15 protein-coding genes are annotated in these 16,452 nt (G+C 39.6%); 13 read left to right on the forward strand and 2 right to left on the reverse strand.

Annotated elements, in window-relative coordinates:
- Positions 1 to 12 precede the first annotated feature (12 nt).
- The 11 genes from OCV73_RS13660 (at position 13) to OCV73_RS13710 (ending at position 9,444) form a co-directional block, all read left to right on the forward strand.
- Positions 13 to 864 (forward strand): UDP-N-acetyl glucosamine 2-epimerase, encoded by an 852-nt coding sequence (locus OCV73_RS13660; protein WP_262512976.1) that lies wholly within the window; start codon positions 13 to 15, stop codon positions 862 to 864.
- Between the two features lie 22 nt (positions 865 to 886).
- Positions 887 to 1,948 (forward strand): glycosyltransferase family 2 protein, encoded by a 1,062-nt coding sequence (locus OCV73_RS13665; RefSeq protein ID WP_147553073.1) that lies wholly within the window; start codon positions 887 to 889, stop codon positions 1,946 to 1,948.
- A 5-nt stretch (positions 1,949 to 1,953) separates the two neighbouring features.
- Positions 1,954 to 2,994, forward strand: coding sequence for a glycosyltransferase family 2 protein (locus OCV73_RS13670; protein WP_147553075.1), 1,041 nt, complete (start codon positions 1,954 to 1,956; stop codon positions 2,992 to 2,994).
- 6 nt (positions 2,995 to 3,000) lie between these two features.
- Positions 3,001 to 4,311, forward strand: a complete 1,311-nt coding sequence (locus OCV73_RS13675) for a glycosyltransferase family 4 protein (protein WP_147553077.1) — start codon at positions 3,001 to 3,003, stop codon at positions 4,309 to 4,311.
- Between the two features lie 32 nt (positions 4,312 to 4,343).
- Positions 4,344 to 4,940, forward strand: a complete 597-nt coding sequence (locus tag OCV73_RS13680; RefSeq protein WP_147553079.1) for a sugar transferase — start codon at positions 4,344 to 4,346, stop codon at positions 4,938 to 4,940.
- Positions 4,941 to 4,970: 30 nt separating this feature from the next.
- A complete protein-coding gene (locus OCV73_RS13685) occupies positions 4,971 to 5,780 on the forward strand; it encodes an aldolase/citrate lyase family protein (protein ID WP_147553081.1) in 810 nt (269 codons plus the stop codon).
- Positions 5,781 to 5,802: 22 nt separating this feature from the next.
- Positions 5,803 to 6,708 (forward strand): NAD(P)-dependent oxidoreductase, encoded by a 906-nt coding sequence (locus OCV73_RS13690; RefSeq protein WP_147553083.1) that lies wholly within the window; start codon positions 5,803 to 5,805, stop codon positions 6,706 to 6,708.
- Between the two features lie 9 nt (positions 6,709 to 6,717).
- Positions 6,718 to 7,827 carry a glycosyltransferase family 4 protein gene (locus OCV73_RS13695; protein WP_147553085.1) on the forward strand — a complete coding sequence of 370 codons (1,110 nt, stop codon included), beginning with the start codon at positions 6,718 to 6,720 and terminating at the stop codon, positions 7,825 to 7,827.
- A gap of 126 nt (positions 7,828 to 7,953) precedes the next feature.
- A complete protein-coding gene (locus tag OCV73_RS13700) occupies positions 7,954 to 8,418 on the forward strand; it encodes a WbuC family cupin fold metalloprotein (RefSeq protein WP_147553187.1) in 465 nt (154 codons plus the stop codon).
- A 7-nt stretch (positions 8,419 to 8,425) separates the two neighbouring features.
- Positions 8,426 to 8,944 carry a UpxY family transcription antiterminator gene (locus OCV73_RS13705; RefSeq protein WP_147553087.1) on the forward strand — a complete coding sequence of 173 codons (519 nt, stop codon included), beginning with the start codon at positions 8,426 to 8,428 and terminating at the stop codon, positions 8,942 to 8,944.
- Between the two features lie 11 nt (positions 8,945 to 8,955).
- A complete protein-coding gene (locus OCV73_RS13710) occupies positions 8,956 to 9,444 on the forward strand; it encodes a hypothetical protein (RefSeq protein WP_147553089.1) in 489 nt (162 codons plus the stop codon).
- A gap of 86 nt (positions 9,445 to 9,530) precedes the next feature.
- On the opposite strand, the gene OCV73_RS13715 is transcribed toward OCV73_RS13710, so the two are convergent.
- Both OCV73_RS13715 and OCV73_RS13720 read right to left on the reverse strand, forming a co-directional pair.
- A complete protein-coding gene (locus tag OCV73_RS13715; RefSeq protein ID WP_147553091.1) occupies positions 9,531 to 10,178 on the reverse strand; it encodes a carbohydrate-binding family 9-like protein in 648 nt (215 codons plus the stop codon).
- A 66-nt stretch (positions 10,179 to 10,244) separates the two neighbouring features.
- Positions 10,245 to 10,895 carry a LysE family translocator gene (locus tag OCV73_RS13720; protein ID WP_147553093.1) on the reverse strand — a complete coding sequence of 217 codons (651 nt, stop codon included), beginning with the start codon at positions 10,893 to 10,895 and terminating at the stop codon, positions 10,245 to 10,247.
- 249 nt (positions 10,896 to 11,144) lie between these two features.
- Here OCV73_RS13720 and purL point away from each other — a divergent pair, with 249 nt between their 5' ends.
- The gene (purL, locus tag OCV73_RS13725) at positions 11,145 to 14,837 is read left to right on the forward strand and encodes a phosphoribosylformylglycinamidine synthase (RefSeq protein WP_147553095.1); all 3,693 of its coding nucleotides are present in this window, start codon (positions 11,145 to 11,147) and stop codon (positions 14,835 to 14,837) included.
- Between the two features lie 118 nt (positions 14,838 to 14,955).
- The gene (locus OCV73_RS13730) at positions 14,956 to 16,359 is read left to right on the forward strand and encodes an amidophosphoribosyltransferase (RefSeq protein ID WP_147553097.1); all 1,404 of its coding nucleotides are present in this window, start codon (positions 14,956 to 14,958) and stop codon (positions 16,357 to 16,359) included.
- Positions 16,360 to 16,452: the final 93 nt, after the last annotated feature.

The following is a 16,452-nucleotide window of genomic DNA, read 5'->3' on the forward strand; positions in this document are numbered from 1 at the left end:
CCCGATGCCTTCCTGGTTCTGGGCGATACCAACTCCTGCCTTTGCGCCATAGCCGCCAAAAAGCGCCACATCCCCATCTTCCACATGGAAGCCGGTAACCGTTGCTTCGACCAGCGGGTTCCCGAAGAAAGCAACCGGAAAATCGTCGACCATACCAGCGACATCAACCTCACCTACAGCAGCATCGCCCGCGAATACCTGTTGCGTGAAGGCCTTCCCGCCGACCGTGTGATCAAGACCGGTAGCCCGATGTACGAAGTACTGATGCAGTACCTTCCCAAGATCCGTCAATCCCAAATCCTCGAAACGCTCGGTCTGGAAAAAGGGAAATACTTCGTTGTTTCCGCGCACAGAGAAGAAAACATCAGCAGCGACAAAAACTTCATAAACCTGGTCACCATCCTCAACCAGATATCAGCAAGTTACGGTTACCCCGTCATCGTCTCCTGCCATCCCCGCACCCGTAAGAAGATAGAACAAAAAAACATCCGTTTTCACGAAAACGTAAAACTGATGAAACCCCTGTCCCTGAGTGACTACAACCAGTTACAGTTAAACGCTAACGCCGTGTTGTCCGATTCGGGTACGATCAGCGAAGAATCCTCCATCCTGAACTTCCGTGCACTGAACATCCGCGAAGCCCACGAACGTCCCGAAGCGATGGAAGAAGCCTCGGTGATGATGGTAGGTTTGGATCCCGATCGTGTGATGCAAGGGCTAGCCGAGTTACAGAACCAAGATATAGAAGAACGTAACTTTCGTCCCGTGTATGACTACTCGATGCCCAACGTAAGCGATAAAGTAGTGAGGATAATCCTCTCCTATACCGATTATGTGAAAAGGAATGTCTGGAGGGAAAAGTAAGCAGTCGATTAATCAGTATCATATGAAATCATTAATAAGCGTCATTATTCCTATCTATAAAGCAGAAGATAGTTTAAAAAGATGTGTAGACAGCGTGCTGAACCAAACATATACGAATTTAGAAATTATTTTAGTAGATGATGGTTCGCCGGACAAATGTCCTCAAATGTGTGATGAGTATGCTCGGACAGATGAGAGGGTGAAGGTTATTCATAAATTAAACGGCGGAGTGTGTGATGCCCGTAATGCCGGAATGAATGCGGCTAAAGGGGAATGGTTTACATTTGCGGAAAGTGATGATTATTTAACGCCGGATGCTTGTGAAGTCCTTTATAACGAAACTGTAGCAGATTCTGTAGATTTTGTTTTAGGAGCTTATTATAAGGAAAGTTCTAAGGGACGTACAGTAAAACATTTGTTTTTTCAGGATAAGATTGTTTTTGATGAAATAGAGACAAGAAATATTTTGATGAAAAAGGTTTTAGGTTTGACAGGAGAAGAATTGAGACATCCGGAGCAAATTGATTCATTGTTAACTTGTACGTCAAAATTATTTCGTCTGGATATAGTTAAGAATAATAAAATAGAATGGATTAGCAGAAAAGAAACATATTCGGATTGTCTTGATTTTATTTTCAGATATTGCTATTACTCAAAAAAAGCTGTTTATATAGATAAGCCGTTATATCATTATGTACGAACAAATACAGTTTCACAAACCGCCGTATACCGGGAAAATACGATAAATCTGTGGATGGCTCAGTTTGAACAATTAAAGCGTTTTATCAAAGAAAAAAATATAGAATCGATAATGGAAGAAGCATATTTCAATAGAATATGTTTTTCTGTTATACCAATAGGGGGTAATGCTTACAGGATGCGGAGTTATAAACTCGCAATGAAAGAAGTTGACGAGATGTTTAAAAAAATAATTTATCAGGAAGCTTTTTCAAGATTCAAATTAAATTATTTACCGTTTCATTGGAAAGTGTTTTTTTTCACAGCAAAACATAAGTTGAATCTAAGCTTTTATTTTATTACGGTTGTGATGAGAAAGATAATGAATAAAGGGCGAAATATTTAATAAAAATGGAACCGAAAGTCAGTATAGTTATACCTGTATATAAAACCGAGTCCTATTTAGTTGGTTCGGTTAATTCAGTAATAAGACAAACGTATAATAATAAAGAAATAATATTGGTGGATGATGGATCACCTGATGATTGTCCGGGTATTTGTGATGAATTTGCGAAAGAAAATGAGAATATTCAAGTAATTCATAAAAAAAATGGAGGGTTATCAAGTGCCAGAAATGCGGGAATGCAAAAAGCGACCGGGAAATATATTTTATTTCTGGATTCCGACGATCAATTAGTACAAGACGCCATTTCGATAATGGTGGGAAAAGCAGAGAGAGAAGGCTTAGATGCTGTTTATCCGAATTCTTATTATAAGGTATATGAGAATAATACTGAAAAAAAATATGCTTTACATTTTAAAAAAGATGCATTTTCCAATGACCCTAAAGTCTTTGCACTCGATGTAGTTATAGGAAAGGGGCGTGCAAGGAGATCTACAGCTGTCTTATATGATCTTGATATAATGAAAAATAATGCGATTGAATTTCCTTATGGATTAATTTCGGAGGATGTATTCTTTAATCTGGATTTTTTACTTAAATCCAATAAAATAGGGATGATAGAAGAACCTACTCTATTATGTTTGAAAAGGAATGGAAGCATATCAACTTCATTTTATAAGAATTTTTTCGATACTATTATTTTAATGGATAATAAAGTAGAATCATTTATCAAGAATATAGATTCTTCAAAGTATAATAATGTTATTAAAGGAAAAAGAGAATCGTTGTTATTTAGAAATGTGTTAATTTATGTTATCCAGGTTATGGTGGATGAAAATATTAAATATGCAGAAAGAAAAGCTTTGTCTGTAAAATATATGGATAACTGCAGAGTAAGAGATGCATTTAAAAATAAGATAGAATTCCCTTATTTTGAAGGTACTATACAAAAAATATTTATGATTGTTTCCATCTTGCTAATGAAATATAGGTGTTATACACTGCTTTGTTTTTTAGCAAATATAGCAGGTAAAAATAATAAGTTATAAAACTATATGAGAATTTTAATAGTATCAAATTCTCCTTGGAGAAATGATAATAGTTTCGGAAACTCCTTTTCCAATATTTTTCAGGGGATGGGTGATATAGAAATTGCAAATATATATCTAAAATATGGAGTTCCTGATAATGATATCGTTTCTGTATATTATCAGATAACAGAGAAATCTTTACTTAATAATTTAAGAAACAAAAAAAATAAATCAGGCAGGGTGGTCAGGGTTTTTCAAAAAGAAAGGAATGACAAGACGGGAGAAAAACAATTTAACAAAATTAAAAGATATAAGAATATTTGGTTGTTTTGGTTCCGGGCCATAATCTGGAAAATAGGTAGATGGAAATCTAAAGAGTTTATTGATTTTATTGATGACTTTAATCCTGATTTACTTTTTATTCCTGTTTATTATTCGCATTATATTCACGATATAAATTTTTTCATAAAAGATAGATTAAAAATTCCTGCTGTAGGATATGTTTCGGACGATGTATATTTACGGCCGTGTTATGGTCGCATTCTCCAATATATAGATAGATCAATGATAAGACCTGTCATGAAAAAAGTATTTAATGCATGTGATATTGTTTATACTATTTCAGAGACCCAGAGAAGCGAATATGCTAATTTATTTGGTGATAAATTTAAGATATTGACCAAATTTTCCGATTTTGACGAAGAGAAAAAGATGCCGGTAAATAAACATGAATTTCCTGTAAAAATGTTATATACCGGAAATATAGGAACGGGCAGATATCAGTCTATCTTATTAATTGTAAATGCAATTAAGGAGATAAATAAAGATAAGAAGAAATTTGTTTTCGATATTTATACTACAACGGTATTAACACCCAAACAGATAAGTAAAATTAGTGTTGAAAATGTTGTACGTGTACACGATCCCGTTTCTTATTCTCAAATTATACAATTACAACAACAATCTGATTTGTTAGTACATGTCGAAGGCCTTTCTTCAAAAGAAAATTCATTGGTTAGGCAATCGTTTTCTACTAAAATAGTAGATTATTTAGAAAAAAATCGTGCCATATTTGTTATTGGGAGGGACGATTCTGCTTCAATAAAATATTTTATAGACAATGACTCTGCATTCGTAGCACAAAGTTATAAGGGTATTTTAGATAACTTAAATAGAATATTAAACGATTTATCTTTATTAAAATCATATGCGCAAAAGGCATGGGAATGCGGGAAAAGAAATCATCAAAAATCAGTTAAACAAGCCGAATTGAAAGAGGATCTGTTTAATGTTGTGAAATTCAGGAGTATCCCCTCTTTTAAAGATAAAGCATAATCTTTTGGTATTATAAAAATATAATAAATTATATGTATAAGTATATTAAAAGAATAATTGATATTTTAATATCAATTATAGGGTTGGTATGCCTTTCTCCGGTTTTATTGTTTACTGCGATAATGATAAAATTAGAAAGTCGTGGGCCGGTAATATTTAAACAAGAACGTTTGGGACGATACGGTAAACCGTTTAAGATTTATAAATTCCGTTCCATGGTTGTGGGTGCTGAAAAAAAAGGATCAGGAGTTTACTCCTTTAAAGGAGATAACCGGATTACGAAGGTGGGTAAATTCATCAGGGCTACCAGCATTGACGAACTGCCACAGTTTGTAAACATATTAAAAGGGGATATGGCGGTTATCGGGCCTCGTCCTGCCTTGACTTATCATCCGTGGCCTTGGGAACAATATACCGAAGAGCAGCGGCGTATGTTCGAAGTGCGCCCCGGAGTAACCGGTTGGGCACAAGTGAATGGCCGTAAAGATGTAGAGTGGAACCGGCGTATAGAATTGAATGTCGAGTATGTAGATAAAATGTCATTTGCATTTGATATGAAGATTTTTTTCATGACTGTATTCAAAGTATTTACTATGCAGGATAATAATAACGTATCAAAAACTGCTTGATATATTTCGATAAATTTTAATACTTGTGGTATGCTGAAATTAATGTATATAACGAACCGTCCCGAAATAGCCGGAATCGCTGAGGAGGCCGGGGTTGACAGGATTTTTGTTGATTTGGAGACAATTGGAAAACAAGAGCGGCAGGGAGGAATGGATACGGTACAATCTACTCATACTCTTGATGATGTTTCTACCATAAAAAAAGCTATTCGTTCCGCTAAATTATTGGTTCGGTGCAATCCTATTCATCCGGGATCGGGTCAAGAGATAGAAACCATTATACAAAATGGAGCCGATATTATCATGTTACCATATTTTAAGAGTGTCAATGAGGCGGCAGCTTTTTTAAATTATGTAAATGGACGTGTGAAGACTTGTTTGTTGGTAGAAACACCGGAAGCAGTCGACAGGATAGAGGGTATATTGGCTTTAGATGGAATAGATGAAATACATATCGGTTTGAATGACTTGCATTTGGCTTATCATAAAAAATTTATGTTTGAATTATTGACCGACGGGACCGTAGAGATGTTGTGTAATAAATTCAGGCAGAAAGGTATCCCTTATGGTTTTGGTGGAATTGCCAGATTGGGAAAAGGGGCATTGCCGGCTGAATGTGTGATAAAAGAACATTATAGATTCGGCTCTACGCGGGCTATTTTATCCCGTAGCTTTTGTAATACCGATATTATTACCGATCTGGAAGAAGTGGCACAGGTCTTTAAACAGGGCATGTACGATATCAGAACGCTTGAAGAAGAAATTTTGCGATATCAGAATTATTTTGAGGATAACAGAAAGTTTGTTTTTGAGACAGTTCGTAAACTTTCGGAAGAATAGTATTTTAGATTAAGTAAAAAGTATGAATCTTTTATTAACAGGAGCGTATTCTTTCACTCCCGGCCAGATTGAGAGTTTTCAGGCTTTGGGTTATAAGACTTTATTTGTTCAGGATGAAAGAGTTCCTTTGGAGATCGATACATCCACTATAGATTGTGTTGTTTGTAATAATCTCTTTTTATATAATAAAATTGAAGATTTTAAATCTCTCAAATTTATACAACTGACAAGTGCCGGTTTGGACAGGGTACCTCTTGATTATATAAAATCTCATGAAATTGATTTGCACAACGCCCGTGGTGTTTATAGCATACCCATGGCAGAGTGGGCTTTGTTGAAAATACTGGAAATATATAAAGATTCTCTTCATTTTATGCAGGCACAAAATAACCGGAAGTGGCTTAAAGAACGAAATATCATGGAGCTGTCCGGTCGTACGGCATCGGTAGTTGGAATGGGGAGTGTAGGTAAAGAAGTTGCCCGCCGGTTAAAGGCGTTTGGAGTTAAAATTCTGGGTATAGATATTTTTGAAATAAAGGAAGATTACGTGGATCGTTTTTTCCATATTAATGATATTGATAAAGCATTATCTCTTAGCGATATTATAGTACTTACTTTGCCTCTTACCGGACAAACCAGATATTTGATCAATAAAGAACGATTAAATAGTATGAGACAAGATGCGGTGATTATTAATATTTCACGAGGTGCTGTTATACAGGAGACAGCTTTGATTGATGCTTTAAATACAGGTAAATTCAGGGGTGTTGCTTTAGATGTTTTTGAACAGGAGCCCTTAGAAAGTAATAGCCCGTTATGGAGCATGAAGAATGTATTTATTTCTCCTCACAATTCTTTTATCTCCGACAAAAATAATGAGCGGCTTTTCCGGTTGATGTACGATAATCTTAAAAATTACATTTCTTAATGTATCGGTATGAGTAAAAAGTTTATTTTGGTGTCTCCTAAAAACAGGACTGTTTATAACTTCAGAGGGGATCTTATTGCAGAAATAAAACGTAAAGGTTACGAGGTGATTGTAACGGGTCCTAATACTGATAATTTGGAACAAATAAAAACATTGGGTGTACGGTTTTATGAAATACCTATGAACAAAACCGGTATCAATATTTTCTCCGATATAAAATATTTGTTGGCATTAAGGAAACTATTTAAAGAGGAACGTCCGGACGCAATGCTCGGCTATACGGTCAAACCGGTTATTTATGGAGCCATTGCCGCTAAAATGGCGAGAGTGGCGAATATTAATTCTATGATAACCGGAGTAGGATATTTATTTGTTTCCAAAACAATGAAAGCACGTATTCTACGCGCTTTAGCCCGGATACTGTATATTATAGGATTAAAATGCGCCGACCATGTTATTTTTCAGAATAGGGACGATTTGGACGAATTTATTTCAAACGGATTGGTAAAACGTTCCAAGTGCCATGTCGTTAATGGTTCCGGTGTAAATATGGCTAAATATACAGTGACCTCTTTCCCGGACCGGATGACATTTTTTATGCTTTCCCGGGCGTTAATCAGTAAAGGAGTGAGGGAATATTTTAAAGCGGCTAAAATCGTAAAGGACCGGTATCGTGAGAATGTCCGTTTTATGTTTTTGGGTGCTATAGAGAATATGCCCGACTCGATATCAAAAGAAGAATTGGAACCTTATATAGAAGACGGTATTATCGATTATTTTGGTGAAAGCAAGAATGTTTCCGAATATTTCGATCAATGTTCTGTATTTGTCCTGCCATCTTATCGGGAAGGTACGCCCCGAACTGTATTAGAAGCTATGTCAAAGGGGCGTCCTATTATAACAACAGATGCTCCCGGATGCAGGAGTACGGTTTTAGAAGGACAGAATGGTTATCTTGTTCCGGTCGGAAATATAGAAAAGCTGGTAGAAAAAATGGAGTGTTTTATAGAACATCCTGAATTTGTAGAAAAAATGGGACGAGCTAGTTATGAATTGTGTAAAGATAGATTTGAGGTCGATAAAGTTAATGCAGCGATGATTCGTATAATGAATCTTTGATCTGGAATATGAAAAAAAGATACATTCGGCTAAAGCGTAGTGCTTTGAAAATGAAAAACATATTAGTGTTTTTATTTATTCCGTATTATGTGTGGAAGAAAAAAAATGAGCTATAATATGCAAGAAATAAAACTCCTGACCGACGAACTTTTAGACCGGGTCATTCTCGAAGCCCGTGAAAATCCCCGTTTACGTAAAAACTATAACTTCCACGACGACCATGCCGATCCCGTCAACCGCATGCTCAACGCCCTGGAGCCGGGAACCTATCTACCTCCCCATCGCCATCAAGACCCGGACAAGACTGAGATCTACCTCGTCCTCCGGGGCCGTCTCGAAGCCCTTCTGTTTGACGATCAGGGAGAGGTAACCCGACGTATACAGCTGGGCCCCGGTACCCCTGTCCACGCCATAGAAATCCCTCCCCGTACCTGGCACACGATACTGGTTCAAGAGCCGGGAACCGTGATCTATGAAATCAAGGAAGGTCCATACGTGCCGTTATCACCGGTTCATCTGGCGCCTTGGGCCCCTTCTGCGGAAGACAAAGAAGAAGTGCTTCGATACATGCAGGCATTGAAAGAAAAATGATAGCAGTATGAAGAACGATACTCCACATTGGCACGCAATATATACCGCATCCCGTAGTGAAAAGAAAGTACGGGACAGATTGAATGAACAGGGTATCGAGAATTTTTTACCTATACAGACCGTCGTACGTCAATGGAAATACCGGAAACAGAAAGTTGACGTGCCTGTTATTTCCGGGATGCTTTTCGTTCGTGTGACCCGGCAGGAGCAAATACGTGTATTAGAGACGAGGGGAGTTGTCTGTTATCTTCGTTTGCGTTGCGAATCCCAGCCTGCGGTAATTCCGGATAAGCAAATAGAAGATTTTCGTTTCCTTATCGATTATTCCGACAGTGCGGTGGAAATGATTAATGATACGTTGGAAATAGGCGATAAGATACGGGTTATAAAAGGATCTTTATCTGGAATGGAAGGTGAACTTATCCGGTACGGAGGAGAAAGCAAAGTTGTTGTCAGGCTGTCGGTCCTGGGATATGCTGCGGTTACGATACCGGGAAGTTTTGTAGAAACAATAGACAGTCTATAAATTATATGTACATGAAAGAATATGACATAATACTTGACGACCAGAAAACAATGTCTTTTCACATAACCGAATGTGAGGAGGGTAGTTGGACTGCAGATCCGGAGGATCAGGGAAAACTGGAAAATTATTTACTCACGATGTGGAATGATGCCCGTGCGGTTACTATAAAGTTGTATGATTCAAAAGCGATGGAATGTCACTATCTTTTATTATTACCCGATGGGAGTGAAATGAAGATGGAACACGATCCGGGTAAAGGATATATACTTACTCCGGTGAAGCCTGCCGGCAAAGGGCGTTTCTCTTATTTGCTGGCTTATAACTGCCGGCTCGTATATAAGGGGTATGAAGGTTATGAAGAGTATGATGAGGAAGAATGTATGTTCGTTGGAGTGGTACGTGCCGGAACTGAGGTTCTTACTTATGGAGGGCGGACTCTTATGGCTGCTCACCGGGATTTTGAAAGGGTAATAGAATCATACCTTTCCCGGAAAGATTGAGTGCCATATAAATTTTATAATTAACGCTCCCGATATTCCAAAATATCGGGAGCGTTTTTATTTAAAAAGTCTTTTCGGATTTCTAATCAGAAATATATTTCACCGAAAAAGTCCGGACGGTGAAAATCAGGTTTTTCTGTTTCTATAGGCGACCAGCTCAAATAGTGAGGCAGGCTGGTTCCGTCGGCGCATTTATAGAAATTGGCATATAGTTTCTCCGGGAGATTATTGCCGTCGAGTCCTATCAGTTCGAAAGGAATCGCAACCAGCAAATTCCAGGCAAATAATCCTTCCATTTCCTGAAAGGGTTTATTTCCGGCAGAAGCGTATCTTTTTATACTTTTGAGACATTCCGGTGACAGATGTACTGCTGCATTTCTGTTTTCCCGTTTTCCTCCCAAAGCTGTGCCTATACAGTTGAATTCGAAATTATAATATTCTTTTTCTCCCGGTACTTGTACGAAAAACTCCACACAACTATCCTGCCATACCGGGTCATTATCTTTATAGTTTACAGCTCTCAAATAATTACCCCGCACAAAATAGTCGATGTACAAATATTTGTCTCCGCGGGCTATGTTGAATACGGTAATGGGCCGGTATGCAAATTTATCAGGCCAATTTATGCATTCTATACTCTGGCGCGTACTTTGTTCCTCCAGCTCGTCGCTTATACTTTCCATAGGCATCGTATCGAGATGAGGAATATAGGGGACGGATAATTTCTTTTTCATAGACATGTAATTAAATTATGATAGTTTGTGAGGATTAGTGGGATTATGAAATGTATGATCGTCTTATCAGTTGATATGTAAAAAGTAATCTTTTATACCCCAGATAAAACCGACGATAGACATAATTATAATGATAATTCCTATACTTTTATTGATAAGCCATATACTACGCAAGTTGAAATGTCCTCTTACTTTATTGATAAAGTACGTAATTGTAAACCACCATAGAATAGCCCCCAATATGATAGATATATAACCCAGGGCATGATGTACAGCCTGTGATTCCGGCAGGAAAAAGTTAAACCGGGCAAAAAGACCTATATACAGGAATAATATAAGAGGATTAGAGAAAGTAAGCAGGAATGAAGTAATGAAATCCTGTGTGAATGTATTTTTAGAAGTTTGAGGTTTAGAGAGTTTCTTGGTCGGGTTTTGCCGGTAGATATAAAGACCGAACCCTACTAACACAAAACTTCCTAAAATTTGCAAAATATTCTGATTTGTAGATATAAAGTCTACGACAAATGCCATTCCTACCCCCGAAAGAATCGCGTAAACGAGGTCGGAGAGAGCAGCACCCAAGCCGGTAACAAGGCCCGACCATCTGCCTTTGTTCAAGGTTCTCTGTATGCATAATATACCTACCGGACCCATTGGTGCAGAGACCAATACGCCTATTGCTACGCCGCGAATAATAGTATATATTGTGAGATCCATCTTGTTTTTATGTTTCTTTTCTTCCGGCAATTTTATTGCACAGGTGTGCAAAGATAAGGAGAATTTTCTGCAAAATCCAGTATTGTTTTATTGAAATTAATTTGAAGAGATATAGCTTTTTGATTAATTTTGCACGAAGAATCATAGCCGCATGTTGAGTATGATTTTATTGTCGATTTCTTTGCGGAAATTTTCGTGACAGATATAAAGTAGAGTGCTACTACCTGATAACATAAAAAATATACATACATGGTCCTTTTTTTTAGAACAGATGACTCTGTCATCGTTGTAGAAGCCAATCACCAGTTTTCTCCCGAAGAAACCCGAAAGTTGTGTTGGCTGTTTGGCAATGCCGCTGCTTTAACCGATGATTCCCTCCCGGGATGGTTTGTCGGTCCCCGTAAAGAGATGATTACTCCCTGGAGTACAAATGCCGTAGAGATAACTCAGAATATGGGACTTTCCGGCATTTCTCGTATAGAAGAGTTTTTTCCCGTCGGGAGCGATGAGGCAGAATACGACAAGATGTTGCAGCGTCTTTATAAAGGACTGGACAGCCGTGTGTTCGAGATAAGCAAGCACCCCGATCCTATTGTACATATCGATGACATTGACTTGTATAACCGGCAGGAAGGGCTGGCACTCAGTGACGAAGAGGTGGAATATCTCAACGGGCTCAGTAAGAAAATAGGACGTAAACTCACCGATAGTGAAGTATTCGGTTTTTCACAAGTTAATTCTGAACATTGCCGTCATAAAATTTTTAACGGTTTGTTCATCATTGATGGAAAAGAGAAAGAAAACTCTCTTTTTAAGCTTATCAAGAAGACGTCGGAATATAACCCCAACCGTTTAGTTTCGGCCTATAAAGACAATGTCGCTTTCAATGAAGGACCTGTTGTGGAACAATTTGCTCCGGCTTCTTCCGATAAGCCCGATTTTTTTGAAATAAAAGATATAAAGACGGTTATTTCATTAAAAGCCGAAACACATAATTTCCCTACGACCGTAGAACCTTTTAATGGTGCGGCGACAGGTACCGGAGGGGAGATACGCGACCGTTTGGGAGGAGGAAAAGCAAGCCTTCCTATTGCAGGTACAGCCGTTTATATGACCTCATATCCCCGTAGTGAAGAAGGACGGGAATGGGAAGAAAATGCCATGCCTGAACGTCCGTGGTTATACCAGACTCCTGAAGAAATATTGGTAAAAGCCTCCAACGGAGCGTCCGATTTCGGAAACAAATTCGGCCAGCCTCTTATTTGCGGGTCGTTGCTGACATTCGAACATGCCGAGAATAATAAGCAATACGCTTATGATAAAGTAATTATGCTAGCCGGAGGAGTCGGTTTCGGAACGATGAGGGATGCTCTTAAAGGGACACCAGAGCCCGGAGAAAAAGTCGTAGTCATGGGCGGTGATAATTATCGTATCGGAATGGGAGGAGGCGCTGTATCTTCAGTGGAAACCGGAGTATATGCCAATGCTATTGAGCTGAATGCCGTGCAGCGGGCCAATCCCGAAATGCAGAAACGGGTGTCGAATGTTATCCGTGCGCTGGCCGAAGCTGAAGAAAATCCTATTGTCTCTATTCACGACCACGGAGCCGGAGGACATCTTAACGCCCTCTCCGAGTTGGTTGAAGAAACAGGAGGCCGTATAGATATGGATAAGTTGCCTGTAGGCGATCCGACTTTATCCGCGAAAGAAATAGTGGGTAATGAATCCCAGGAACGTATGGGAATGGTTATCCGTGAAAAAGATATAGAGGAAGTACGGCGTATTGCCGACCGTGAGAGGGCTCCTTTCTACGTGGTGGGGGAGACGACGGACGATCATAGGTTCGTATTTGAACAGGCTGATGGAATAAAACCGATAGATCTTGCAATGGAAGATATGTTCGGAAAAGCTCCCCGTACGGTTATGAGTGACCGGACTATAGAAGAAAATTACCGGGATGTGAATTATGACCCGGCGCATCTTGACGAATATGTAGAACAGGTTCTTCAGCTCGAAGCCGTTGCCTGCAAAGATTGGCTGACCAATAAGGTAGACCGTTCCGTTACCGGAAAGATAGCCCGCCAGCAATGCCAGGGTGAGATACAGTTGCCCTTGAGCGATTGTGGTGTAGTAGCCTTGGATTATCAGGGTAAAGCCGGTATCGCGACATCTATCGGTCATGCGCCGCAGGCAGCGATGATCGATCCTGCAGCCGGTTCTGTATTGGCCGTGGCGGAAGCTCTTACCAATATAGTATGGGCTCCACTGGCCCAAGGATTGGACAGTGTATCACTGAGTGCTAACTGGATGTGGCCATGTAAGAACGAAGGAGAAGATGCCCGTTTATATACCGCTGTGGAAGCTTGCAGCGACTTTGCCTGTTCCTTAGGTATTAATATACCGACTGGAAAGGACAGCCTTTCCATGACGCAGAAATATGGCCAGGAAAAAGTATTTGCTCCCGGTACGGTGATTATTTCTGCCGGAGCCGAGGTCTCCGATGTTAAGAAAGTAGTTTCCCCTGTATTGCAGCCTGTTCGTAACAGTGCAGTTTACTATATCGATTTTTCTTTCGATAGTTTTAAACTGGGAGGTTCGGCTTTTGCGCAGTCTCTGAATAAAATAGGATCCGAAGCTCCTACGGTGCGTGATGTCGAATATTTTGCAACCGCTTTTAATACGGTTCAGACGTTAGTGGAAAAAGGTCTGATTCTTGCCGGACACGATATCTCTGCAGGTGGAATGATAACGGCTCTGTTGGAAATGTGTTTCGCCAATGTGGAAGGTGGTTTGGAGATTAATTTAGACAAATTGCCCGAAAAAGATCTGGTGAAGATATTATTCAGTGAGAATCCCGGTATTTTGATCCAGGTCGAAAATAAGAGTGAAGTGGAGAAAATATTATCCGATGCCGGAATAGGATTTCTTCGTATCGGCCGTCCTTGTGACGAACGTCATATTCTTATAAATAAAGATGGTTCTGAATACCAGTTCTTTATAGACCATTTGAGAGATGTATGGTTTGAATCCTCTTATTTGCTGGATCGCAAACAGAGTGGAGAAGAAGCAGCGAAGGCAAGGTTCCTTAATTATAAAGAACAACCTATCCGGCTGCATTTCAATTCTTCGTTTACCGGAAAATTGTCAGACCTCAAAATATCGGCATACCGTCGTGGACGGTCAGGAATAAAGGCCGCTATTATCCGGGAGAAAGGAGTGAATGGCGACCGCGAAATGGCATATGCCCTATTCTTGGCCGGTTTTGATGTAAAAGACGTTCATATGACCGATTTGATCAGTGGCCGTGAGACATTGGAAGATGTAAATATGATTGTTTATTGCGGGGGATTCTCTAATTCAGATGTTCTCGGCTCGGCAAAAGGATGGGCCGGCGGTTTCCTTTGGAATGAAAAGGCCAAAGCTGCATTAGATAAATTTTATGCCCGGGAAGATACGCTTAGCTTGGGAATCTGTAACGGTTGCCAGTTAATGGTGGAATTGGGATTATTAACTCCCGGCCATGAAGAAAAGCCTAAAATGTTACATAACGATTCCCATAAATTTGAAAGCCAGTTCCTGGGACTGACTATTCCTGAAAATAATTCTGTCATGTTCGGTTCGCTCTCAGGTAGTAAACTGGGAATATGGGTCGCTCATGGAGAAGGAAAATTTTCCCTCCCGTATTCGAAAGAACATTATAACGTTATCGCTCAATATTCATATGACGCTTACCCGGCTAATCCTAACGGTTCGCCTTACGCAATAGCAGGCATTGCTTCGGAAGACGGTCGTCATTTGGCGATGATGCCTCACCTGGAAAGGGCTATATTCCCATGGCAATGGGCATATTATCCGGCCGAAAGAAAAGGACTGGACGAAGTTACCCCCTGGATAGAGGCATTTGTAAATGCCCGCAAGTGGGTGGAGAAACATCGTAAATAACGGAATATAATATATGTGGCTGTTTTCTTATAAAGAGACAGCCACGTATCTTTTTATAAATATGGGGGAGATATGCCCTAATTAAAATAATAAATCAGAATAAAGAAATATAACTGCGATGGGTGGTTTTTTTGGAGCAATAAAAAAAGAAAGTTGTGTAGCCGATCTTTTTTACGGAGTAGACTATAATTCCCATATGGGGACGAAACGTGCCGGTATGGTTACATACAATGAAGCGAAATTCGTGCGTTCGATACATAATATAGAGAATTCTTATTTCCGTACCAAATTCGAAGAAGAACTGCCTGCTTTTTGTGGAAATTCAGGTATAGGAATAATCAGCGACACCGATGCTCAACCTATTATCGTTAATTGTCATTTGGGAAAATTTGCTATCGTATCCGTAGCCAGGATAAATAATCAAAAAGAGTTGGAACAGGAATTACTGGATGCCGGGCATCATTTAAGCGAACATAGCAATGGCTTGTCTAATACCAGTGAACTCATGTCTTTGCTGATATGTGAAGGAAAAGATTATGTGGAAGGAATAGAAAATGTGTATAAACGCATTAAAGGTTCCTGTTCTATGTTGCTGTTGACTGCCGAGGGAATTATTGCGGCCCGGGACAAGTATGGACGTACACCGATCCTGATAGGGAAGGGGGCGAACGGATATGCCGTTTCTTCTGAATCATGTGCATTTCCTAATTTGGGATATGAAACCGAATATAATATAGGCCCCGGAGAGATCGTCCTGATCACTTCCGACGGATATTCCCAACTCCGGAAGCCGGGTAAACAAATGCAGGTATGTTCGTTCCTATGGGTATATTACGGATATCCGGTCTGTGAATATGAAGGAAGGAATGTAGATCAAATGAGAAATACCTGCGGCCTGGAAATGGGTAAAGATGATGATATCGAAGCCGATTTCGTATCCGGCATACCCGATTCGGGAGTGGGTATGGCACTGGGATATGCGACAGGAAAGCAAATACCCTACCGCAGGGGTATAGTTAAATATACACCCACATGGCCGCGTAGTTTTACACCTCCTACCCAAAGCCTTCGTGAGCTGGTCGCCAAAATGAAATTGATACCGAATAAAGATATACTGAACGGAAAACGGGCTGTGTTCTGTGACGACTCTATCGTGAGAGGTACACAGTTGAGAGATAATGTCAGTGATCTGTACAGGTATGGGGCTAAAGAGGTTCATATCCGTATCAGTTGTCCGCCGCTCATCTATCCCTGTAAGTTTACCAATTTTACCGCATCTAAAAGCGATATGGAGCTGATAACCCGTCGAACGATCCATAAGTTGGAGGGAGACCATGAAAAGAATCTGTGTTCTTATGCCGAGACAGGTTCTCCCTGTTATTGCCGGATGGTAGAAGAGATACGCAAGCAAATAGGAGTAGACAGCCTTAAGTTCAATTCTTTGGAGACACTTGTCAAAGCTATCGGTTTACCGAAAGAATCTGTTTGTACACATTGTTTTGACGGGAGCAGTTATGAATGATTTGTTGAAAATAATGAATGAGGGAACTCGTTTTTGTTAGTATTAGACAAAAACGGGTTCCTATGTATATAGATATAAAAATAGATGATTCAT

This window comes from Barnesiella propionica (genome assembly GCF_025567045.1).
In the GTDB taxonomy this organism is placed as follows: domain Bacteria; phylum Bacteroidota; class Bacteroidia; order Bacteroidales; family Barnesiellaceae; genus Barnesiella_B; species Barnesiella_B propionica.